Raw genomic sequence first — 23,598 nt, 5'->3', positions numbered from 1 at the left:
GCAGTCGACTCACGTCGCACCGTGATTTCCAGCCAGAACAGGCCCATAACGCGCATCGGCGTTCAACTTGCCGAGCAACGCCGTCGATGCCGGAACAGGTCTGCGGAATTTTGCGGCGACTGGTCCGCTGCTTGCACCACGACCGCCGAGATCACCGCTGTACACCATGGTTCAAGCCGTCGACACCTTCACTGCCCCTGCCGCCAGGTCCCGCACGCGCACGCTCAACGTCCTGCTCGTCGAGGACAACGACATCGACGTCATGAATATCCGCCGCGCTTTCAAGCGGGCGGGCCTGTCGCACCGTCTGGAGGTCGTCGAGGACGCCGAGCGTGCCCTGAGTGTCCTGGCCAACCAGGATCCTGAGATTCGGCTGCCGGAAGAGCGCCGGCTGGTACTGCTGGACCTCAACCTCCCACGCGTCAGCGGCCTGGACTTCCTGCGCGAACTCCGCTCTCAGGACCACCTCCGCACCACGGCCGTGGTCGTCTTGACCTCCAGCGACATCGAAGAGGACAAGGCCGAGGCGTATCGCCGAAACGTCGCCGGCTACCTCATCAAGCCCGTCGGGCAAGAGGCCTTCGCGGAGCTGGTTTCAGCGCTGGACGCCTACTGGTCGACCAGCGAGTTCCCCCCACCGATGGCGTGAGGCGGGGACGCGTCATTAACGCGTTGGTTCAAGCGAGGTTTTTCGCTTGCGTGTCAGTCGTTTCGATCATCCTGCACGCAGTCCAAAGCGCTTGAGCGCTTCCGTCGTCCCGAGCAGAGCGTTAGCGAAGTCGAAGGACCTCGTCTTGCTCCACTGCGAGCAGGCGAGCGGTATCTCTCGGTTAGCGGTGATCGCATTCGAGCCTCTCTGTGAGGACCGGAGGCTCGCTAGCGCTCACCGCTAAACGGTGGGAGCATGGAGCCTTGCTTCCCGATGGGAATCACGCGACCACTTGCAACCACCGGTTTAAGCGATCCGCGTACGCGTCGTGCAGCGCGACGATCGATTCGTTGTGACCGACGTCTGGGAGCCACGCGTCGCCGTGTGGAGTCGCTTTCGCCGCGGTGGCGACGTCGGCGCGCGGGTCCGCCGGGAGCAGGACGTCGGACGTCGGCAAAATCGCCAGCGTCGGCACGTTGGCCGTTGCGATGTCGCGTGCGGTGTCGAGCCGATCCGGGTCGTTGCCGTCGGCCATCCACATGCGGACGCGATGCGCGAATCGCCCGGCCGGTGGCAGGCTGAAAAGCTGGCCCCACCGCTTCGTGGCCGACTTCCAGTCGTCGATCGGCGAGTCGAGCACCAAACCTGCCAGCCCTTCCAGACGTGTCGCCGCACCGGCCGCGGTCATCGCGCCAAAGCTCACGCCCGCCAGGAACAGCGTGGCCGTCTCGTCGGGCCGGCTCAGGCGCAGGTCGCCGACGAGTTGGACGACGTCCGCCCGTTCCACCGTCCCGCCGAACGACCGCCGGCCGCCCGAGTCGCCGTGGGCACGCAGGTCGACCAGCAGCACGTTCACGCCCGCGTCATGCCACGGCACGACCCACGGCAGCGTCCCGGCTCGCGAGTCGCCGTAGCCGTGGAGCAGGACGACGCTCTTCGTCGACGGCACCTTCGCCGGAATCCACCAGCCCAGCAGCCGGATCGTCCTGGTCGATCCCGGCACGTCCGCCACGTCGAACGACAGCTCCTCGTACGCCAGATCCAGGTCCGTCGGCGATGATCGCCCCAGCCGGTACGCGGCACGCACCGGCGTCAGTCGCGGCGGCCGGTGGATCAATCGGCCAGTCCACCAGATCGACAGCAGCCATGTCCCAAGCCCCGACGCCAGCACCAGCAACGCCGCCGACACGAACGGCCAGACCGACGTGGCATAGCCGTTCGTGGCGAGGGTCGTCATGCCAGTTCCAGCGGGTCCAACCCGAGCAGGTGCCGTCGCAGCATGCCCAACGCCATGAGGGCGCTCCGCAGGCGAACCATCTCACGATCGCCGTGAAAGCCGAACCGCTTGGCCGCGACGCCGTCTTTCCACGCGATGCCGATGCAGACGGTGCCGACCGGCTTGGCCTCGGTTCCGCCACCCGGACCCGCGACGCCCGACACGCTGAGTGCCACATCGCCGGCGCTCTTCAGAGCTCCGGTCGCCATCTGCTCGACGACCTCGGTGCTGACGGCACCGTGCTCCTCGATCGTCGCCGGATCGACGCCGACGAGTTGGGCCTTGCTGTCGTTGGTGTAGGTGACGAACGCTCGGTCGAAGACGGCACTGCTGCCTGAGACGTCGGTGACGAGTTTGGCGATCAGTCCGCCCGTGCAGCTCTCGGCCGTGACGAGCGTCTGGCGTTTTTCCTTTAGCAAGTCGACAAGAACGCTCGGCAGCGTGTCGTTGTTGGTGCCGAAGACGACGTGGCCCAGCTTCTCGCGGACGGTCGCTTCGACGTCGTCGAGGAGCTTGTCGGCATGCTCGGTCGTCTCGGCCCGGGCGTAGCAGCGGACGCTGACGACGCCGCTGCTGGCGGTGGTGCCGACGTCGAGCTCGTCGCCGAAGTGCCCGCGTTCAAGGACCGGCCCGAGCCGTTCGGCCACGTCGCTCTCGCCCAGCCCGAAGGTGTGCAGGGCCCGCATCCGGAGGACGTGCCCGCCCGCGTCGGCGGCGAGCTTCGTCGCCAGCGGGCGGACGTGCTTGTCGAACATCGCCTTGGCTTCCTTCGGCACGCCCGGCACGACGACGACCCGGCAGCCGTCGACGTCGGCCAACACCCCGGCCGCGGTGCCGACGGGATTGTCCAGCAGCTCGGTCCCCTCGGGATAGCCGGCCTGCTTGCGGTTGGCGTCGGGCATCTGTTTGCCGCGCTTGGCCCAGATCTGGCGGATGCGGTCGATCCAGGCCTCGCTGATGACGACGGGCTGGCCGACAACGGCTGCGAGGGCCTCGCGGGTCAGGTCGTCGGGCGTTGGCCCGATGCCGCCGCTGATGACGAGGAGGTCGGTGCCGCGGGCGAGTCGTTTGATCGCTGCCTCGATCGCCGGCTGGTCGTCGCTCGTGCTCTCGTGGCTGACGACGCGGACGCCGAGGCTCGCGAGTTCCCTGGAAAACCACGCGGTATTCGTGTCGACGGTGAGCCCGCTGGTGATTTCGTCCCCGATGCTGAGCACACGGGCGACGGGTGAGCGGGTTTCCGACATTGCTCGCACGGTAGCGCCCGCTCGGTCGCTGCGGACGTCACTCACGCTCGGGGCTCGCGTCGGACGGTCGGGAAGTCTGGGGGATCTTCGCTTGAGAACACCCGTCATCCCGAGCGAGCGAAGCGAGTCGAGGGACCACGTCTGAACGAACCGGCGGAACCAGACGAGGTCCCTCGGCTGCGCTCGGGATGACGGAGGGGGGCGATGGCACCGATCTGAAACGGTCTGGCACCGAGCGCTCGTACGCTTGGTCACCCATGACGCTTGCTGACGCCGACGTCGTTCATGATTCGTCCCCGACCGAAGACGCCGAGGCCTGGCTCGGCGGGCAGGATCGGTTCGTCACACGCCACATCGGACCCGACGCGGCCGAGATGCGGCACATGCTGGACGCGTTGGGCGTCGACTCGCTCGACGAGCTGATGCGGCAGGCCGTGCCCGACGCGATTCGGCTGGAGCGCGACCTGCAACTCGACGGGCTCGAAGAAGGCCTGTCCGAGCCGGCGGCGCTGGCACGGCTGAAGGAGATGATGTCGAAGAACACGGTGCGGCGCAGCCTGATCGGCATGGGCTACGCCGACACGATCACGCCGGCTGTCATCCAGCGGAACGTGCTTGAAAACCCGGGCTGGTACACCGCCTACACGCCCTACCAGGCGGAGATTTCGCAGGGCCGGCTGGAGGCGTTGCTGCTCTTCCAGCAGATGGTCGCCGACCTGACGGGCCTGCCGCTGGCGAACAGCTCGCTCCTCGACGAGGCGACGGCCGCGGCAGAGGCGATGGCCATGGCAAAGTCGCTGAAGGGGAAGAAGGCCAATACGTTCGTCGTCGCCGCCGACTGTCATCCGCAGACGCTGGGCGTCGTCTCGACGCGGGCGCGGTCGATGGGCATCGACCTGCGCGTGACGGACGTCACCAAGGACGTCGACCTCGAAGGCGTCTTCGGCGTGCTGGTCCAGTATCCAGCGACAGACGGGGCGATCCGCGATTACGGCGAGTTGGCGGAGGCCGTGCACGAGGCCGGGGGACTGATGATCGCCGCGACGGACCTGGTGGCCTGCACGCTCATCACGCCGCCCGGCGAATGGGGCGCGGACATCGCGGTCGGCAACGCCCAGCGGTTCGGCGTGCCGCTGGGCTTCGGCGGGCCGCACGCGGCGTTCATGTCGTGCCGCGAGGAGTACGCCCGTCGCATGCCCGGCCGACTGGTCGGCGTTTCCAAGGACGCCCACGGCGACACGGCGTTCCGGCTCACCCTGCAGACCCGGGAGCAACACATCCGCCGCGAGAAGGCCACGAGCAACATCTGCACGGCCCAGGTGCTCTTGGCCGTGATGAACGCGATGTACGCCGTCTACCACGGGCCGGACGGGCTCAGGCGGATCGCGGGTCGCGTGCGGGCGCTCACGTCGGCGCTCAGTGCCGGCATGCAGCGGCTGGGGCACGTCGTCTCGGGCGGGCCGGTGTTCGACACGGTGACGATCGAGCCGCAGGGCCTGCCGGTCGAGGGCATCCTGGCAGCGGCGTCGGCGGAAGGGTTCAATCTCCGGGATTTTGGGGATGGTCGCGTCGGCATCACGCTCGACGAGAAGTCGGACGCCGACGAGGTGCGTCGGCTGATCGAGTGCTTCGCCGGCGGCAGCACCTTCCGCCTCAACGTCGCCGAGCTGGCGGCCGAGAGCATGCGGGCCGTCCCGCTCGGCTGGGCGGAGCGCAAAAGCGAGTTCCTGTCGCACCCGTCGTTCAACAAGCACCACTCCGAGCACGGGCTGACGCGCTATTTGTGGCGTTTACAAGGGAAAGACCTCAGTCTCGTCCACGGCATGATCGCGCTGGGCTCGTGCACGATGAAGCTCAACGCGACCAGCGAGATGCTGCCGGTCAGCTGGCCCGAGGTCGGCAGCCTCCACCCGTTTGTCCCGGCCGAGCAAGCCAGCGGCTACGACGCGATGTGCAGCGACCTGCGCAGCTGGCTCGGCGAGATCACCGGCCTGCCGTCGGTCAGCCTGCAGCCCAATGCCGGGTCTCAAGGCGAGTATGCCGGTTTGCTCGCCATCAAGCGATACCACGAGGCCCAGGGCGACGACGCCCGGGACGTGTGCCTCATCCCCGACTCGGCGCACGGCACCAACCCCGCGTCGGCCGTGATCGCCGGAATGAAGGTCGTGGTGGTCAAAACCCGCGGCAACGGGGACGTCGACCTCGACGACCTCGTCAAGAAGGCCGACGCGAATGAAGGGAAGGTCGCGGCGATGATGCTCACCTACCCGTCGACACACGGCGTGTTCGAGGCGCACGTGAAGCAACTTTGCGATGCCGTCCACGATCGCGGCGGACTCGTCTACATGGACGGCGCGAACATGAACGCGCAGGTCGGTCTGTGCCGCCCCGGCGATTTCGGTGCAGATGTTTGCCATCTGAACCTCCACAAGACCTTCTGCATCCCCCACGGCGGCGGCGGGCCGGGGATGGGTCCGATTTGTGCAACTCTTGAGCTTGGCGGGTATCTGCCGGGGTCGCCGTTGGATACGGGCGCATACCCCGTTTCATCCGCACCGGTCGGCAGCGCGTCGATCCTGACGATCTCCTGGATGTACCTGGCCATGACCGGGCCGCGGGGTCTGCGGCGTGCGAGCGAGGTCGCCATCCTGAACGCAAACTACATGGCCAAGCGGCTCGATGGGCACTTCGACGTGCTCTTCGTCGGCGACAACAACCGGGTCGCCCACGAGTTCGTCATCGACTGCCGGCCCTTCGACAAGTCGGCGGGTGTGACCGTCGAGGACGTCGCTAAGCGGTTGATCGACTACGGGTTCCACGCCCCGACGATGAGCTGGCCGGTCGCTGGGACGCTCATGATCGAGCCGACGGAATCGGAAGATCTCGAGGAGCTGGACCGGTTCTGCGACGCGATGATCGCGATTCGTAAGGAAATCGCGATGGTCGAACGCGGCGAGTGGCCGCGGGACGATCACCCGCTGGAGCACGCCCCGCACACGGCGGCGGCAGTTTCGGCCAAGGCGTGGAATCGTCCATATTCCCGGGAAATTGCAGCGTTTCCTTCAGAAGCGACTCGCCGGAACAAGTTCTGGCCCGCCATCGGTCGGATCGACAACGTCTTCGGCGATCGCAACCTCGTCTGCTCCTGCCCGCCGATCGAGGACTTTGCGTGACCGGCTGGCGGACGTGCGTCACGCCTTGACGACGTTCCCGCCCAGGCCGGCTAAGGCGTTTCGGGTGTCGATGATCAGCGTCGCCTCCTTCGCGACCATCGGCCAGTCGATCGCCGTGTGGTTGGTGGCGACGACGATGCAGTCGTACGACGCGACCGACGCGGGCGTGAGATCGATGCTCGCCTTGTCGACGGCGTAGTGGCGCATCGACGGCGTCTTGGGGACGTGGGGGTCGTGGTAGTCGACGAGGCCGCCGAGGTGTTCGATCTGTTCGATCAGCTCGAAGCTGGGTGACTCGCGGACGTCATCCACGTCGGGCTTGTACGCCAGGCCCAGCACAAGAATCCGGCTGCCGCGGACGCTTTTGCCGGCGTCATTGAGGGCGAGCATCGTCTTGTCGACCACGAACTGCGGCATGCTCCGATTGACCTCGCCCGCGAGTTCGATGAACCGCGTCGCGTGGCCGTACTCGCGGGCTTTCCAGGTGAGGTAGTACGGGTCGATCGGAATGCAGTGCCCGCCGAGCCCCGGGCCTGGGTAAAACGCTTGAAAACCAAAGGGTTTGCTCTTGGCTGCGTCGACGACCTGCCAGACGTCGATGTCCATCGAGTCGAGCACGACCTTCATCTCGTTGACCAGCGCAATGTTGACGGCCCGGTAGATGTTCTCCAGCAGCTTCGCCGCCTCGGCGACCTCTGCGGAGTCGACGAGGACGATCTCGGCCCGGATCGCACGGGCGTAAAGCTCCTTGGCCAAGAGACCGCTGACGACATCCAGGCCGCCGACGAGCTTGGGGATCGTGGCGGTCGAAAAGTCCTTGCTGCCGGGGTTTTCCCGCTCCGGCGAGTAGGCGACGAAAAAGTCTTCACCGAGTTTCAGGCCCGACTTCTGGAACAACGGCAGCATTACGTCCCGTGTGGTCCGTGGATAGGTGCTGCTTTCCAGGACGATGATCTGCCCCGGACGGAGCGTCTTGCCGACGTCACGGGCGACGTTTTGGACATAGGACAGGTTCGGCTCCAGATGCCTGCCGAGCGGCGTCGGGACGCAAGCGAGGATCGCGTCGCACTCGCCCAGGCGGCTGTGGTCGGTGGTCGCGTCGAACCGGCTGCCGAGCATGTCGCTGACCAGCGACTTGCCGAGGTGGCCGAGGTAGTTCTCGCCGCGATGGAGCGCCTCGATCTTCGCGGGATCCTTGTCGAAGCCGACGACCGTGAACCCAGCCTGATGGAACGCCGCCAGCAGTGGCAGGCCGACGTAGCCCAGCCCGACGACACCGACCACGCCTTGGCCGCTGTCGATCTTGTGTCGCAAGGCCTTGGCGACGGCGGAGAGTTCGGGATGGTCTGCCGTGGGTGCCGGCTGAGTCATTGTCGCCGACTGTATCGGCCAACCGGCTCGCCTGGTCGACGCCACACGCACCTGAAGGCGGTTTTGTCGGCGACAGGAGCGGAGGACATCGAATAGCGTGCACTGGCTCTCCGACCCGCCCGCTGCCTTGCCCTGCTGCGATGTCCACCTCCAATCGACGCAACGCATCCCGAAGTAGCCCGATCGAACCCGTCGAGGCCCGTCGGTTGCTCGCTGTCGGCGAGGCCGTCACGAGCTTCGGCACGGCAGGCGTCGTGGCGTTGGAGTTGCAGCCGGGCGCTTCGAATCAGGCCCTGCTCGAAGTTGCCGTTGCCGAGGACGACTCGATCTTCGCCGGCGGGTTCGCGCTCGACGGCACCGGCACCGTCGCGAGCGAGTTTGTCGTCAAGCTCGACGCCGACGGCGACCTCGTCACGGCCTTCGGCGGTGACGGCATCATCGAGCTGCCTGCCCGCGGACCGTCGGCCAACGTCACCGACCTCCTGCCGCTGCCCGACGGCAACCTCCTCGTCGCCCGCGCCAACGGCGACACCGGCGAACTGCTTCGCCTTCTGCCGACCGGCGGACTCGACCCGACCTTCGCCACCACCGGCCGGCTCGACCTGCCCTTCCGCCCGGTCATCGATCGCTTCGCCGACGGCTCGCTCATCGCTGCGGGCAACCCGAGCGCCGACGACGAGGCGGCGTCGGTCGTCCGGCTCACGGCCGACGGAGTGATCGTCTCGACGACCGACTTGTTTGCCCTGGACGAACAACTCGTCGGCGGCGTCCGGGTCGAAGCCGTCCGCGCCTTCCCGGCAGCCGACGACGCGGCCCGGCTGCTCGTGCTGGTCGACGTGCAGGAGATCGATCAGGCGACCTTCGGCTTCGCCGCCAAGCCCGAACGCTCGTCGGCCTATGCGATCTCCGGCGACGGCACGCTCGATGCCGACTTCGGCGACGCCGGCGAGGCGATCGTGCCCTTCTCCAGCCTCGACTTCTTCTCGGCGACCTCGCTCGACATCTCGCCCGCCGGCGGACCCGTCATCGGCATCACCGAAGACGACGGCGAGTCGCGGCTCGCCTCCTTCGACGCCGACGGCAGCCTCGTCTTCAACAACTTCGTCAACCTGCCCGGCGGCTCGGGCTTCGGCTTCAGCAACGTCGTCGCCGACGCGTCCGTCCTCGACGACGGAACCATCGTCGTCGCCGGCTACTCCGAAGGCACAAGCGACGGCGAGATCGACCCTGCCGTCCGACTCGTCCAGAGCAACGGCCTGTCCGACACGCCCGACTTGCCCGACGGCGTCCGCATCGACGCCGGTGCCGCCACCGACCTCGTCCTCGACGCCACGCTCGACAACGACGGCAACGCGGTCCTCGTCGGCCGACGCAACGACGCGCTCGAAGGCATCGACGACGTCTTCCTGATCAAGATTGACGTCTCCGATCCCGCCCCGCCGCCACCGGCCTTTGCGACGCTCGACGGTCAGACCCTCCGCGTCGTTGGCACGCCCGGCAACGACCAGATCACCCTCGCCATCACCGGCGGCAACGTCGTCGCGACGCTCGGCATCGACTCGTCGAGCTTCCCACTCAATGCCGTGGCCAACGTCACAGTCGAAGCCTCGGCCGGGGCAGACCTCATCGACGTTGACAGCGCCTTCACCCTCCCGACGACACTCCGCGGCGGCGACGGCGACGACTCGCTCTTCGGCGGTGCTGCGTCCGACACGCTCGACGGCGGACTCGGCAACGACCGCCTCGGCGGACGAGGCGGCGACGACTTGCTCGAAGGCCACGAGGGCGACGACACCCTCCTCGCCGACACCGGCAACGACCGGCTCGTCGGCGACACCGGCCGCGACACCGCCGACTACTCCGGCCGATCGACCGACGTCGCCCTCTCGCTCGACAACCTCGCCAACGACGGCTCTGCCGGCGAGTTCGACGACCTCGACGGCTCGATCGATGTCCTCGTCACCGGGACCGGCAACGACACGCTCACCGCCGACGGCAGCGTCGAGATGATCGCCGGAGCGGGCGACGACACGCTGGTCGTCACCGATAACCCCGACTCGACTCTCGACGCTGGCTCCGGCAACGACGCCGTCGACTTCTCGGCCGTCACGAACAACCTCGTCGTCAACCTCGCGAACAGCACGCTTATCGCCAGCGGCGGCCCGACGCTCACGCTCGCCGGCGTCGAGTCCGTCACCGCAGGCACCGGCAACGACAGCCTCATCGGCACCACCGGCAGCGACACGCTCTTCGGCGACGATGGCGACGACACCCTCGTCGGCAACGGCGGCGACGACAGCCTCATCGGCGCCAGCGGCGACGACGACCTCGAAGGTGCCGGCACCCTCAACGGCGGCTCCGGCGACGACACCCTCACCTCCGCCGACAGCTCCGGCAACGAGCTTGTCGGAGCCAGCGGCAACGACCGCATCATCACCGACGGCAGCAACGCGGACGCCGTCCTCGCGGGTCCGGGCGACGACGTCATCATCGGCAGCGGCGACCTCGACGGTGGCACCGGCAACGACCGCTTCCTCGTCCAGTCGCCGTTCACGACCGTCCGCGGTGGCACCGACTTCGACGTCGCCGACTTCTCCTCGCTGCCGTCGCTCGACCTCTCGCCCACCAGCAACACCCGGGCCGAGTCCGATGTCGAGTCGGTCATCGGCACCGCCGGCGACGACGTCATCGACATGTCCGACGCGACCACGCCGATGACGCTCTTCGGCGGCACCGGCAACGACGTGCTCCTCACCGGTGCCGGCGATGATTTTGTCGACGGCGGTACTGGCGACGACACCCTTCGCACCGGTCTCGGAAGTGACACGCTGGCCGGTGGCGCGGGCAACGACAGCCTCGAAGCTGGCGAAGGAACGGACCGGCTCTATGGCCTTTCGGGTAACGACACGCTCCTCGGCCAGGGCGGCCGCGATTCGCTCCGCGCCGGCACCGGCGACGACCTGCTCGAAGGCGGCGATGACAACGACCTGCTCCTGCCCGGTCTGACCACCGACGAGAACGACACCGTCTCCGGCGGCGCGGGCGGCGACATCGTCCACTACCGCGAGTCCACCGCGAACCTCGTCCTCGAACGTGGCGGACGATTCGCCAGCGACATCGAAGTCGCCCTCGGCGGCACCGGCGACGACGACATCCGCGGCTTTCTCCGCATCGACGGCGGACCCGGCAACGACACTCTCGAAGGCCTCGACGCTGGCGGCTCTGCACTCCTCGGCGGCGAGGGCGACGACACGCTCGTCGCCAACACCGGCGACGGCAACTTCCTCGACGGCGGCCTCGGCGACGACAGCCTCCGCTCGGCCGAGGCAAACGACACCCTCGCGGCCGGCCTCGGTGCCGACGTCCTCGTCGACACCGGCGGCACCAACGACCTCACCTTCGCTGACGCCCCGGCAGGCGTGATGATCGATCTCCGCGCGACCGCCAGCATCCTCAACACCTCCGCCGGCTTCGGCACCATCGCCGGAACCTTCGCCAACGTCCAGGGCACCGCGTTCGACGACGTCCTGACCGGCGACGACGAGCGCAACTGGCTCGCGGGTGGCGACGGCGATGATCTCATTCGTGGCGGTGCCGGCCCCGACGTCCTTCGTGGCGACGACGGGGCCGACACCCTCATCGGCGACGACGGCCCTGACCTCTTCCTCCCCGCCGGCCTGACCGCCAACGACGGCTCCGTCGACCGCCTCGTCTTCGACGACTTCAGCATCGACCGCGGTCTCTTCAGCGACGGCGACGACACCGAAGGCCGCGTCCGACGACTGCTCGATCTGACCGGCCTGGCCTAGTTCCGCGGCTTAAAGTGGGTCATGCGCGACCTCGCCGCCCACCTTTCCGAACGCGCCCTCGGCGTCGATGCGTCTGGCATCCGCAAGGTCTTCGACCTCGCGGCCAAGCTCAAGGATCCGATCAACCTCTCCATCGGCCTGCCCGACTTCGACGTGCCGGACGAGGCGAAGGACGTCGCCATCCAGGCCATCCGCGACGGGCACAACCGGTACACGCCGACGCAGGGCATCGCCCCGCTACGCGAACGCCTCGCGAGCGACCACGCGTGCGACGTCGACAACGTGCTCGTCACCAGCGGCGTCTCGGGCGGCCTGTTCCTCTCGATCCTGGCGACCGTCAATCCCGGCGACGAGGTGGTCTTTCTCGACCCCTACTTCGTGATGTACCGCCACCTCGTCACGATAGCCGGCGGGAAGAGCGTGCCGGTCGACAGCTACCCCGACTTCCGCTTCGACGCCGCCAAGGTCGAGGCCGCCATCACGCCGCGGACGAAGCTGCTCATCCTCAATTCGCCCAGCAACCCGACAGGCGTGATGATGACCGAGGCCGAAGTCCGTGCCGCCGCCGAGCTGGCCAAAAAGCACGACCTGCTCGTCGTCAGCGACGAGATCTATGTGCCCTTTTTGTATGGCGAAGCGACGACCGTCCCGTCCATCGCCGATCTCTGGCCGAAGACGATTTTGCTTCGCGGCTTCAGCAAAACCTACGGCATGACCGGCTGGCGTCTCGGCTACGCGATCGCCCCGCGCGAGGTGGCCGAGCAAATGATCAAGCTGCAGCAGTACACGTTCGTCTGCGCCCCGTCCCCCTTCCAACACGCCGCCCTGGCCGCCTTGGACATCCCCGTCGACGACCACATCACCGCCTACCGCCGCAAGCGCGACATCGTGATGTCAGAGCTCGGGGAGACGTTCGAGATCGAACACCCCGATGGCGCCTTCTACGCCTTCCCGAAGGTGCCCGAGAGTCAGACCGCAATGCAGTTCGCTGAGCGGATGATCGAGAAGAACGTGCTGGTCATTCCCGGCAGCGTCTTCTCCGCCAAGGACACCCACTTCCGCCTCAGCTTCGGCCTGCCTGACGAGCGACTGATCGTGGGCTGCAAGCGACTCCGCGACGCTGCCTCGTAGCACCACCGGCTTTACGGCTCAAGCCGTTTGAACACATACGGCCCGGCCTCGGCGCCCCAGACCTGTGTGCCGTCCTGGTCGTACCCGCGGTCCCAGCTGGTGATTTCGTCCGCGAGGAGAGCCACCTCGCTGGTCGCGTACGCGGCCCCGGCCAGCGTCGACCGACACCCCGTCCCGCGCGTCGCCCCGACGAACGCATCGCCCTCCCGCGTCAGGTAGACCGTGCACCCCTCGCGCAACACCAGATCGTCGGGCGACAACACGTCAAACGCCTCAGGCGTCCGGTACTTCCCCGCAAACCGCAGCGGATCCCCGGGCAACGTGTAGACGACGCTCGCCACTTGAGCCTCGTTCGCCAGGATTCGGTACACCCGCTGCCGATACGGCCGCTCAACCGCCTGAGCCGCCGCCTGCTCGACGTACAACCACGGCCCATCCTCCCGCTCCACCCAGATCGGCCGAACGTGCAACTCGATGGCAAAGTACCGCCCATCCTCCACCGCCTGCTCCGCACTGCTGAAGTCCCCGGTCAACCACGCCGCGACCGTCTCGACGTCATTGTTCGCCTCCGCTGGCAACGTCGCGGGCGCAGCAAAGCCCAGGAGAACGAGCAGCAGGGTGTTCAGCATCCGCGAATGGTACCGGATCGTCCGTCGCCCCTGACGACCACGCACAGCCTGCCGCGGCTCCAGCCGAAGCTGACGCCTCCGTACTCAGACTGCGGCGAGAAGCGGGCTGGCGTCCTGCGGGGTGAGATCGTCAACACCCAGTCCGGACAACACATGGTTCAACTGATCAAGCCGCATCGTCACCGGTGCCAGAAGCTCCACGCCGATCGCCCGACCGTCCGCCGTGTAATCGACCACCATCTCTGCTGCTGCCGGTTCGCTGCGGGCGACGGTGTCGCCATCTCGACGCGGCAGGTAGAGGTACGCCGCCAGCGGTTTGCCTTTCCGGTACGTGACTTCGAGATAACGGCCCTTCATGTCGATTTGGAGTTATGTGACTGGATAAGCAGTGATGACAACGAGAAGCCGATCCTCTTCATCTGGCTCGACGACGATTCCCCACGGCCGACCCGAATGTCGAGCGGCGATAACGAAGCGTCCCGACGTATCGCTTGGGCTCCACACGGTGGCAGCTTCAAGCATGACTCGGAGATCGACTTCGTCGAAGGCCCTGTCTCTCATTCGCTTGAGCAGGTGAGGTGAAAGCTCCAGCTCCCAGTCCCACCACTCGGGCTTCGGTGGCATCGAGACGACAGACTACATTCCCGTGAAAGTGATCACAATGCGCCCGCCGCTACCGTGACGGCCATGAACCACCTTCAGCTCGTCGTCGATGAGATTCGGTCGCGGACGATTCGGCAGCTCGAGAAGACGGCCGATGACGAGATGCGGACGCCGGTGCCGGGGTTGCAGAATCATCTGACGTGGCACGCCGGGCACTGTCTGTGGGTTGCGGATCGGGTGATCATCGAAAAGGCGACGGGGAAGAGTGAGCTGCCGGAAGGCTGGGCCAAGACGTACGGCATGGACTGCCGCTCGCCGACCGAGACGACCGACTGGGCGACCCGGCAGGAGCTGATCGACCGGCTCACCCGGCAGAAGACCCGGCTGATCGACCTGCTCGCGATCGAGCCCGCGTCGGTCAACCCCGCCGGCGAGGCCAACCAGAAGCGGGCCCGGCAGGTCATCCACGCGATGCACGACGAGGCGAGCCACCAGGGCGAAATCCAGGTGCTCCGCAAATGGCAACGCGCCGGCCGCATCGGGGCTTGACAGCGCACTTGTCCGAGCGGCTGACGTTGCCGTGCTGTTGGAAAGTCGGAAGCGATGACGCTGCTCAGCCAGCGGGTTCCGACGACACGAGCGACTTCCGGGCTGCAAGGACGCGTTGGCGGGCCTCGTCGGGGGTGTCTGCGGTCACGACGAGGTGGCCCATTTTGCGGCCGGGGCGGGCGCTTGTCTTGCCGTAGAGGTGGAGCTTGATCGACGGGTCTGCCACCGCGGCGGGCCAGTCGGGTTCGCCGCCCTGCCAGAGGTCGCCGAGGAGGTTGGCCATGGCGACACCCCCGGCCGTCAGGCTCGTGTCGCCCAGCGGCAGGTCGCAGACGGCGCGGAGTTGTTGTTCGAATTGGCTGGTGACGCAGGCGTCGAAGGTCCAGTGGCCGGAGTTGTGGGTGCGGGGGGCGATCTCGTTGACGAGCAGGTCCGTGCCACCGCCGCCGTGGAGGTCTTCGACGACGAAGAGTTCGACGGCGATCAGGCCGACGGCGTCGAGGGCGACGGCGACATCCGTCGCAACGTCGATCGCCCGTTGTTCGATCGTCTCGCCCAAGCCGCTGGGAACGGTCGTGACGTCGAGGATGCCGCCCGCGTGGTCGTTCCGGCCGACAGGGAAGGACTTCACTTCGCCGGTATTCGTCCGGGCGAGGACGACGCTGACCTCGGCGACGAAGGGGACGAGCTGTTCGAACACCGCGGCCGGGGGATCGCCGAGCTTCTGCCATGCGGCCTCGGAGGTTTCGAGCGGAGCCGTGGCCGGGAGTCGTGACTGGCCCTTGCCGTCGTAGCCGAAGAGCGCGGTTTTGAGGATGCCTTCGCCGAGTTCCTTCGACGCGGCCGCGACGTCGGCGGGCGTGTTGCACTCGCGCCAGACGGCGTGCGGGATGCCGTGGTCTTTGAGGAAGGTCTTTTCGCGAAGTCGGTGCCGGGTCGTGTGGAGGACGAACGGCGACGGGCGGACGGGCGTGATGGCCTCGATCGCTTCGAGCGTCTCGGCCGGGACGTTTTCGAACTCGAACGTGACGACGTCGCAGTGGTTGGCGAAGTTGCGTGCGGCGTCGAGGTCGTCGTACGGCCGATTGATCTCGACGTCGGCGACCTGTCCGGCCGGGCAGTCGAGCGACGGGTCGAGCGCGTGGACGCGATAGCCCATGCGTCGTGCGGCGATGCCGAACATCCGGCCGAGCTGGCCCCCGCCGAGGATGCCGATGCGGCTGCCGGGGAGGATGGGGGCGGCGGAAGGGATGAAGCAGGAGGGATGAGGGAGGAAGGTCAGAGGGGAGAAGGCGGATCGCCGAAGGCGAGTCAGTCTGCTGTTGCTGGCGTGGCGTTTTCGATCGCTGCGGCGAGGTCGTCGAGGGCGGTGGTGGCTTCGTCTTTGGCCGTCTCGAGGTCTTTGCCGGGCATTTGGATGCGGGTGATCTGCTGTTCGAAGTCGCGCCGTGCGGCGGCGAGGACGGCTGGGTCGAGGCCGGCTTCCGCTGCGGCGGCCAGCGCTTCGTCGCCGGCGGTTTGAGTTTCGTCGATCACCGTCTGGCGATCGTCCGCGGCGGCGATCTCGGCCTCGGCGCGTTCGGCAATCTCAACGGCGGCAGTCCCGGCGGCCGCGAAGATGATGCCGACGATCACGAAGATGATCACGTAAAGCAAGAGTGCGATCGCGTTGAGGACCGTTCCGGCGACGGGCATGCCCTTGGCGATGCGCGGGTCCTTGGCTGCGGTGCTCCAGCTGACGATGCCTAGCACGATCCCGATCACGGCCATCGGGAGCGAGACGAACCAGACGCAAATCGCGAGCAGCGCCAGAATGCCCAGGACGAGCGACGCGATGCCCAGGCCGCTGGCCTGTGGTGCCGTTGCGGGCGTGCCGTATGGGACAGATTGCGGCGGGCCTGGCGGCAGTTGGCTCATGGCGTCGCGTTGTACACGAATCGGTCGTCTTTGCCGAGAATCGCGTCGATCAGTTCGCCGGCGTCGATGTCGCCTCGGCCGAAGAAACGTCGCGTCGTGCCGCCGGAGAAGTCCAGGCCCCACAGCGGATTGAAGCCTGCTGCCTCACTGCTGTAGCGGCCGTCGCCGAGACGTCTGGGCTCGGCATACGACGGCTGAACGAGCGTGTCCTGCGAGAACCAGCGGAACCGGTCGAAGTGGCGTTGCTGCTCGGCGTCCAGACTCAGATCACCCGGACGCATGATCGCGGCTGAGGTGCCTTCGAGAACGCGCGACTCACCGAAGAAGTACGGCGTGAAGACAGCGTCGACGTGGAGCTGGCCGTCGTGTTCGTAGATCGCGCGGTACAGCGAGAGCGCCGTCGGTGCTGGCAGCACACGCAAGCGATCGCCGTCATGACCGCGCGACTCGGCGAGGGTGCGGGCGGCGTCGAAGGCGCGCGTGTGCTGGCCCAGCGCGAAGCCGAGGTACGCCACCATGAAGACGCTACCGCCCACGGACCACGTCCAGCGTTTGCGAATGACGGCCACGATCGTCACCAGGACCAGCGTGACGGTGAAGATCGGATCGATGATCGGCATGATGTCCCACGCGACACGTGTGTCGGCGAAGGGCCACAGGAGCATCGTGCCATAGCTGGTGAGCGCGTCGAGTAGGCCGTGGGTCGCGGTGCCGACGAGCGCGGCGAGATAGGTTGCGCCCTTGTGTTTCCGCGCGAACGGAAAGATGAGCATGACGGCCCAGACGATCAGGGCTCCCAGTGGGATGTACGCGATGGCGTGCGTCGGGCCACGGTGCCAGTACCAGTCGGCGGTGACGTCGCCGAAGGTCGGGAAGAAGATGTCGAGGTCGGGTGCCATCCCCGCGAGCATCCCGACAAGCGCAGCAGCTCGGGGCAGGCGATGCCCCACCGCGGCATGCGTCACGATCGCACCGACGACACCCTGCGAGATCGGATCCACGCAAAAGTATACGAGAGCAAACGAGCGGCAGCACCGCAGCTACCTCAGGTTGGACGCAGTTGCTCGTTGCGGAATCGCGTGGGGCCACGCGTCGATCGAGGTGGGCTCGAGCTCGATTCGACGAAGCTTGGGGACGTCACTGTCGACCAGCTCCCACAGCTGCCAGCCGCCCAGGGGCTCGTCGACCTCGCGACCCGAGAGCCGCTCGAAGATCGGCTCGGGCAGCGTGAAGTGCCACAGCCGCCACGGGATCGCCGGCTCTTGGTAGAGGTAGAAGCGTGTGCCGGTTTCGCTCATCCAGACGGCCAGCCACGGGTCCCACGGCTCGTCGGGCACAGGGCCGGGCATGGGTCGTGGGGCGACGTCGAGCAGGACGACGACCGCTCGAGAGCCGGTCGGTAGCGGGCGGATCTTGTCGAAGTTGATGTGCCGGTTGCTGACGGCCACTTGGCCGTCGGCGACGTCGGCCTGCCGCATGTGATCGGCGGCTGCGACGAGTGTTGCGGCGTGGCCGGCCTCGAAACGCCCCGGCAACAGCGAAGGCCGTTTGGCCAGCGTCGCGTCGACGAGAAACAACGGCGCGTTGGCGACGACGAGCATCGCGGCGAAGGCGACCACGCCCCACTGCCGACGTCGTCCGGCCCCCCCGTCATCCTGAGCGAGCGGAGCGAGCCGAAGGACCTCGTCTGGACGGTCACCGGAAGTCGGGCGAGGTCCCTCGGCTGTGCTCGGGATGACGGAGGGGCCGGTCTCGGCGCGTCGTGTCACACCCTGCCAGACAAAGACGACCAGCAACGGCAGCACCGGCACGAGGTAGCGCGCGTTCGGGTTCGGCCAGAGCAACGCGAACGTCGCGACGAACGCCAAGACGCCCAGCGGCAGGTAGTGCCCTTTCCGCAACGAGCGACCGGCCGTCACCGCCACGGCCGCCAGGGCGAGCCAGCCGATGATCGCGACGACGACGTTCAAACCCGGCAGGCCGGAAGCAAACCGCGACGGGTAGAAGAGCGCCCAGCTCGCCCATAAGCCGGTGTTGGCGACGCGGGTCGCGTACTCGATGGCGAGGTTCGAGCGGTCGTTCGACGTGAACGGGTTGCCGTGGCCGCGGGACTCCTGGACGACGGCGGCCTCATCGAGGTCCGGACGGGCTTCGGATGGGCGCGTCGCCAGCGGGTCAGACGGCGGGAGTGCGTTGTCGAGGACGAACTCGGTCGTGCGATTAGGGTCGGTCTCATCGACGAAGTCCGGCCCAGCTTCGGTCGTCGGACGAATGACGAACAGCAGCAACGCCAACGTCGCAATCGTCGTCACACCCGAGATCGCCATCGGCCCGAGCCGGCGCGACCAGCGGACGTCGACGCGGCTCGCCAGGATCGCCGCGACGACGATCCAGCCGAAGATGCCCGAGTAGCGGACAAACACCGATGCCGACAGCAGAACGACCGTCGCCATCAGCCACGGCCAGCGTCCGCGTTCGGAAAAGAGCGTCGCCGTCAGCATCGCCCCGCTGCCGAGGAGGACGAAGAGCGGCTCGGTGTGCATCCACGTCGCCAGCGGGTAGACCGGGTGCATGAAGGCCGTCAGCCCGACGCCGGTCGCGGCGAGGCGTGGCGAGGCGTAGCGGCGCAGGACCGGGTAGAGCAGCAGCAAGCCCACACCGAGCATCAGCATCTGGGCCAGCTTCAAGAACCCCATCTCGACGCTGAACCGCATGAGCCCGGCGAGCACGATTGGCCAGCCGGGCGGGATGATCTTGACCGGCTCATTGGCGTAGGTGAACCCGTCCCCGCGGGCAAGGTTGCGGGCCACGGCGGCGTAGAGGTCGCTGTCGCCGCCGGGCGTCCAGTAGCCGTGGTAGGTCAGGAAGAGCGCCGTCGCGACCGCGAGCACGGCGGCGGCGAAGGGCTTCGCGTCCGTTGGCAAACAGATTGACGTGTCTTCCCCAGAACACCGAAGCGGGAGCTTCGGGTCCGAACGATCCGGAACCCGAAGCTTCCGCTTCGGCGTCGTCTGTTCCTCAGCGGTCATCGCGCTCGCCTCCGGGCCAGTGGGGGACGCGCGTTGCGATCTCGTGGAGCCGATCGCCCACAAGCGGTGGCGTGACGTGGGGCGTGAGCCACTTCCGCGGCGGCTCGTCGGGGCCGGCGAAGTTCTGCATGCGATACAGCTCGAACTGCCACTCGCGCGGGCCGGGACGTTCGCGCTGCGTGACGGCCGCGTGCTCGTCGGGCGTCAGGCGGAAGTGCCACACGCGGCCCGGCACCGTCGGGTTCTGGTGGACGTACCACGCGACGTCGTTGTCGCGGGCCCACTGCTGGAGCTTTTTGACACTCCAACCCGTCAGCGGCCCGGGCACCGGCGTCGACGGGCGATCGGCGATGTACGCGACGACGCGCTCGGCGTGCTGGTAGTCCCAGCGTTCATTCAGGTTCTCATACCGCTCGCTGACGGCGATCGAACCTTCGCTGTCGGCCAGCTCGTCGGCGACGGCCATCAGGTTCCAATGCAGGCCGGCCTCGTAACGGGCGTAGTACGTGTCGGCGTCGCCGGACCGGGCGATCCAGACGTCCGTCGCCCACATGGCCGCGTTGACGAGGACGAACATCGCGATGAACGTGACGCGTGTTACTGGCTCCAGAACGCGGATCGGATGCCAGCGATTCATGCCCCCACGTGCCGAAGCGAGTATTGCAACCGTGACTGTAAATCCGGCGAGAAGATCGAGTCCGGCAACGGAGCTGAAGAGGTCAAGCAAGGGCCGGAGCCACCAGAGCCACGAGGGCAGCGGAAGCGCCTCGAAAGGGAAAAAGAGGGTTGCGATTCCTCCGAGTCCGGCAACGCAAATCAAAAGGGCAGGGCTTTCGCGCGAAGAGGCGGCCCAATGCAGCGCGACGAGGATGCCCGCGATCAGGCCGGGCAGGATCGGGACGAGGTAGCGCGAGTTCGGGAAGGGCCAGGCTGCTGCGAGGCCAACGACATAGGCGAGCACGCCGAGGAACAGCCATCGGCCACGTCGGGCTTCGACGATCGCTGCCGTCGCGAGCAGGAGGACGGCGAGCCAGCCGACGCTGCGGTTGAGCCATTCGCCGATCGCCCCGCCGCCGCCGAAGCCTAGGAAGCGCATCGGGGCAAACAGTGTCCAGCCGACCCAGTCGGGCAGGCGTTGCAGGCGAAACCAGACCTCGCTGATGAGCGACATCTCCGGAATCTCGCGAACGAACAGTGACGGCGTGACGGACGTCGCCAGCGGGATGAGCGTTCCGGAGCGCACTAGCGAGAGGACCAGCCCGAACGCAATGGCCCCGGTGAGCAGGACCGCGATCGCGCCGGTGATACCCGCCGCGAGCTTGCCGCCGCGCCGCGTGCCAACACAGATCGCAGCTGGAACGACGGCAAAGGGAAGACCCGCCCAGCGCATCGCGATGCCGACCGCCAGGAGTCCACACGTCAGCCCGAGCCACCGCCATCGCCCCGTCGCACGGAACATCGCCGCCGCCCAGACCGACCCGCCGGCGAAGGCGACGAAGATCGCGTCCGAATGCGGCCAGAACGTCAGCGGATAGAGCGGCGAGGCGATCGCCGCCAGCATCACACTCCCGGCCGCGACGTGCCGCGTCCGTCCACGCTGCAACGCCATCAGCCAAGCGAAGAGCCCGATCGCCATGAACGCGATCTGTGCCAGCTTCATGACGACGATCCGTCCGTCGCCGAGCCACAGCAAACCTGCGAGCGTCGCGGGCCAGCCGGGTGCGACGATGCGAAGTGGCTCGCCGAGGTACGTCAGCCCGTCGCCGCTGGCGAGGTTGCGGGCGGCGGTCAGAAAGACCTCGCCGTCGCCGGTGGGCACCCAGTACGGATTGTGGACGAGCGTGAAGACGAGCAGCACGACCGCCATCGCGGCTGGGACGTCCCATCGCCGGTGCCCGCCCGGCACCGTGGCCGACGCAGCACCGGCCGAGGTCATCGGTCCTCCGACTTCAAACGCCTTCGCTCGCTCTCGGGAATCTGCAACTCGTCGATGAAGAACGGTGCCGCCCACCACGTGCGCATCGTGCCGTCGGTGTCGCGGAGTTCGAGCAGGATGCCGTCTTCCTGCCGCAGGTTGGCGGCATAGAGCGCGCCGTCACGAATGAGCGCTCCGATGTTGTAATCCTTGGGCTTGTACGGGTTGTACGGGAAGACCATCCACGTCGCGTCGCTGTCGCGGAGCGTGAGCAGCCGATCGACCCGATCCGTGATCTCGCCGAAGTTCAGGTCGCGCTGGCTGCGGACGCGGCGCTCGCTCAGGTAACTCAGCACCGGTGCCTGCGGGCCGACGAAGATCGCGTCGGGCGGCGTGTCGGTCTTCATGAGCTGGGCGAACTCCGCCAGCGGCGCGTAGACGCCGTCCTTGTAGTGCCGCAGGAACGGTGTGGATCGCTGCTCGTAGATGAGCTTGCCGATGTGGATGCCGTTGCCGACGAACACCGCGGCGATCAAGACGCCGGCAAACACGCTGCGACTGCGCATCGTTGCCAGCCAGCGGACGCCGGTGCGGAAGACGATCAACATCCAGCCGACCCACAGGATCGGCAGGACCATCAGCCAGTAGCGCGCCTCGCTGCTGAGCATGAACAGCGTGCCCATCAACACCGCGACCACCAGCGTCCACAGCGGCCGACGCAGCGACGGGTCGTCACGACGCACGGCCAGAAGAAAAACGCCGACCAGAATCGAGATCGTGAAGACGACGTTGAGGATTTCGATTCGCTCGCCGAAGAAGAGCCGGGCGATGTCCTGGTCGAAGATCTCGATGGCGATGGTTGGGAATCGATCGAGCCAGAGGCTCGGCTCGTTGACGAGCTGTTGGAGCCGTTCGAGCAGTTCGCGCTCGTAGCTGCCTCGATCGCTCAGGGCCGAGCGTGGGTCGAAGAGCCTGAAGACGATGCCGGTCAGCACGACGACGCAGAGCGTCACTGCCTCCGCGATGCCGCGACGCCGCTGGGCGGTCTCGCGCGAGCGGAGTCCGGCGATCGCGATGCCCGTCGCCCAGAGCGCTGCCGCGACCGCCAGCACCCAGGCCGTCGGCCTCATCGACAAGGCCAGCACGAAGCCGACGGCTGCCAGGACGAGCCAGCCGGCGATCTTGGGCCAGCTGGTCGACCGCATGCCGGTCCGTCCGGGCCCACCGACCACGGCCTCTAGTCCGACCAAGGCGATCATCACGCCCAGCAGGAACGGCAGGTCTGTCATCAGCTCGTGCCCCTGCTGCACGAATCGCCAGTTAAACGCCACTCCCGCCGCCACGATCGTTGCCGCCCAGTCGGGCAGGACGCTGCGCATCAGGCGATACGTCAGCAGCACGACGCCGACTGAGATCAGCAGCATCGTCACGATGCCGGGCCAGACGGCGTCGGGGCCGAAGGCACGCTCCAGCCCGGCCAGCAGGATCGGCAGGCCGGGATAGACCTTGTCGTGCGACTCGCCCAGGACCGCATAGCCCTCGCCGATCGCCAGGGAGTGACCGATGGCGCGGTACTGCGCCGAGTCCAAGCCGATGCGCCACTGCCCGTTGAACGCGGCCAGGTGCACGAGCAGCCACACGCCCACGAGCCACGGTCGAAGCTTCAGGACGATCGGCGCCCAGCTCGGCGTCCAGTCGACGAGCGTCTGCGGAGAGGGTTGCCCGGCCTCGACGGCGGGCTGGGTGGCGGAGGACAGAGGTGGCTCGGCACGAAAGAGCATGAAGGTCCCGCCCGGCCGCGGGGCAGCCGGTGGAGCATTGTCCGCCTCCCGACGCCGTGGGCAAGCCGCGTTGCCCGTTCGAGCGTAACACGCCCGTTCGAGCCAAAGACGCGTGAACGCCGATCCAGTTCCAGTGGCGTGCTTTGGTTGCTCAGGTGGCCCGACGGCCTTCGAACGAACGCGGCGACGCAAAGGTCGCCCCGTCGCTGTGTGGAGCCGGGCTGCGACGAAGTTTGCCAAGTCGCGTCTGCGGAGCCTGCACGCCCTGCCCGTCTACGAGGCCTGGACGACCCGCTATGCCGCCTGTCAGGCGTGTCCGTTGCACGTCCGCGAAGGCGGCCTCAATCACTGCGGCCGACCGATGCAGCACCGGCCACTCGCTGCCCCCGATCGCGACGCCGGCTGCGGTTGTCCGGTCATGGACAAGGCCCGCGACCCCGACGAGCACTGTCATCTGCACGAAGACGACAGCGATTGCACGTGCCCCTGGTGCCGTGCGGGCGTCGGGTAGTCGAAGTT

Annotated in this window: 17 protein-coding genes; 6 read left to right on the top strand and 11 right to left on the bottom strand. The window is 67.4% G+C overall.

Annotated elements, in window-relative coordinates; genetic code table 11:
* The first annotated feature begins 166 nt into the window (after positions 1–166).
* The gene (locus AAGI46_00935) at positions 167–649 is read left to right on the top strand and encodes a response regulator (protein MEM1010764.1); all 483 of its coding nucleotides are present in this window, start codon (positions 167–169) and stop codon (positions 647–649) included.
* A gap of 280 nt (positions 650–929) precedes the next feature.
* Here the strand turns inward: AAGI46_00935 and AAGI46_00930 are convergent, their stop codons facing one another.
* Both AAGI46_00930 and AAGI46_00925 read right to left on the bottom strand, forming a co-directional pair.
* On the bottom strand, positions 930–1,886 hold the full coding sequence (locus AAGI46_00930; protein MEM1010763.1) for an alpha/beta hydrolase: 957 nt from the start codon (positions 1,884–1,886) through the stop codon (positions 930–932).
* Complete coding sequence (locus tag AAGI46_00925) at positions 1,883–3,172, bottom strand: competence/damage-inducible protein A (GenBank protein ID MEM1010762.1); 1,290 nt, start codon at positions 3,170–3,172, stop codon at positions 1,883–1,885. The genes AAGI46_00930 and AAGI46_00925 overlap by 4 nt, the downstream gene beginning before the upstream one ends.
* Before the next feature lie 257 nt (positions 3,173–3,429).
* Between AAGI46_00925 and gcvP the strand changes: the two genes are divergently transcribed.
* Positions 3,430–6,345 carry an aminomethyl-transferring glycine dehydrogenase gene (gene gcvP / locus AAGI46_00920; GenBank protein MEM1010761.1) on the top strand — a complete coding sequence of 972 codons (2,916 nt, stop codon included), beginning with the start codon at positions 3,430–3,432 and terminating at the stop codon, positions 6,343–6,345.
* 18 nt (positions 6,346–6,363) lie between these two features.
* Here gcvP and AAGI46_00915 read toward each other — a convergent pair whose 3' ends face one another.
* Positions 6,364–7,716: a nucleotide sugar dehydrogenase gene (locus AAGI46_00915; GenBank protein ID MEM1010760.1), complete on the bottom strand. Its 1,353-nt coding sequence runs from the start codon at positions 7,714–7,716 to the stop codon at positions 6,364–6,366.
* A 140-nt stretch (positions 7,717–7,856) separates the two neighbouring features.
* Here AAGI46_00915 and AAGI46_00910 point away from each other — a divergent pair, with 140 nt between their 5' ends.
* Both AAGI46_00910 and AAGI46_00905 read left to right on the top strand, forming a co-directional pair.
* Positions 7,857–11,525 (top strand): calcium-binding protein, encoded by a 3,669-nt coding sequence (locus tag AAGI46_00910; GenBank protein MEM1010759.1) that lies wholly within the window; start codon positions 7,857–7,859, stop codon positions 11,523–11,525.
* A 21-nt stretch (positions 11,526–11,546) separates the two neighbouring features.
* Positions 11,547–12,656 (top strand): aminotransferase class I/II-fold pyridoxal phosphate-dependent enzyme, encoded by a 1,110-nt coding sequence (locus tag AAGI46_00905; GenBank protein ID MEM1010758.1) that lies wholly within the window; start codon positions 11,547–11,549, stop codon positions 12,654–12,656.
* 11 nt (positions 12,657–12,667) lie between these two features.
* Here the strand turns inward: AAGI46_00905 and AAGI46_00900 are convergent, their stop codons facing one another.
* Complete coding sequence (locus tag AAGI46_00900; GenBank protein ID MEM1010757.1) at positions 12,668–13,285, bottom strand: chromophore lyase CpcT/CpeT; 618 nt, start codon at positions 13,283–13,285, stop codon at positions 12,668–12,670.
* An 84-nt stretch (positions 13,286–13,369) separates the two neighbouring features.
* Positions 13,370–13,642 (bottom strand): DUF2283 domain-containing protein, encoded by a 273-nt coding sequence (locus AAGI46_00895; protein MEM1010756.1) that lies wholly within the window; start codon positions 13,640–13,642, stop codon positions 13,370–13,372.
* 330 nt (positions 13,643–13,972) lie between these two features.
* Here AAGI46_00895 and AAGI46_00890 point away from each other — a divergent pair, with 330 nt between their 5' ends.
* On the top strand, positions 13,973–14,437 hold the full coding sequence (locus AAGI46_00890; GenBank protein ID MEM1010755.1) for a DinB family protein: 465 nt from the start codon (positions 13,973–13,975) through the stop codon (positions 14,435–14,437).
* A 64-nt stretch (positions 14,438–14,501) separates the two neighbouring features.
* Here the strand turns inward: AAGI46_00890 and AAGI46_00885 are convergent, their stop codons facing one another.
* The 6 genes from AAGI46_00885 to AAGI46_00860 form a co-directional block, all read right to left on the bottom strand.
* Positions 14,502–15,671 (bottom strand): 5-(carboxyamino)imidazole ribonucleotide synthase, encoded by a 1,170-nt coding sequence (locus tag AAGI46_00885; protein MEM1010754.1) that lies wholly within the window; start codon positions 15,669–15,671, stop codon positions 14,502–14,504.
* Positions 15,672–15,748: 77 nt separating this feature from the next.
* The gene (locus AAGI46_00880) at positions 15,749–16,354 is read right to left on the bottom strand and encodes a DUF4190 domain-containing protein (GenBank protein MEM1010753.1); all 606 of its coding nucleotides are present in this window, start codon (positions 16,352–16,354) and stop codon (positions 15,749–15,751) included.
* On the bottom strand, positions 16,351–17,355 hold the full coding sequence (locus AAGI46_00875; GenBank protein MEM1010752.1) for a metal-dependent hydrolase: 1,005 nt from the start codon (positions 17,353–17,355) through the stop codon (positions 16,351–16,353). Before AAGI46_00875 ends, AAGI46_00880 begins: the two co-directional genes overlap by 4 nt.
* A 39-nt stretch (positions 17,356–17,394) precedes the next feature.
* Positions 17,395–19,278, bottom strand: coding sequence for a hypothetical protein (locus AAGI46_00870; GenBank protein MEM1010751.1), 1,884 nt, complete (start codon positions 19,276–19,278; stop codon positions 17,395–17,397).
* A gap of 94 nt (positions 19,279–19,372) precedes the next feature.
* The gene (locus AAGI46_00865; GenBank protein ID MEM1010750.1) at positions 19,373–21,319 is read right to left on the bottom strand and encodes a hypothetical protein; all 1,947 of its coding nucleotides are present in this window, start codon (positions 21,317–21,319) and stop codon (positions 19,373–19,375) included.
* The gene (locus tag AAGI46_00860) at positions 21,316–23,079 is read right to left on the bottom strand and encodes a hypothetical protein (protein ID MEM1010749.1); all 1,764 of its coding nucleotides are present in this window, start codon (positions 23,077–23,079) and stop codon (positions 21,316–21,318) included. Before AAGI46_00860 ends, AAGI46_00865 begins: the two co-directional genes overlap by 4 nt.
* Before the next feature lie 208 nt (positions 23,080–23,287).
* On the opposite strand from AAGI46_00860, the gene AAGI46_00855 reads away from it, so the two are divergent.
* The gene (locus tag AAGI46_00855) at positions 23,288–23,590 is read left to right on the top strand and encodes a hypothetical protein (GenBank protein MEM1010748.1); all 303 of its coding nucleotides are present in this window, start codon (positions 23,288–23,290) and stop codon (positions 23,588–23,590) included.
* The last annotated feature ends 8 nt before the right edge of the window (positions 23,591–23,598 follow it).

Source organism: Planctomycetota bacterium (genome assembly GCA_038746835.1).
Lineage (GTDB): Bacteria > Planctomycetota > Phycisphaerae > Tepidisphaerales > Tepidisphaeraceae > JBCDKH01.
Note: the sequence above shows the minus strand (reverse complement) of the source record. Positions and strands in the feature narration are given on the sequence as shown.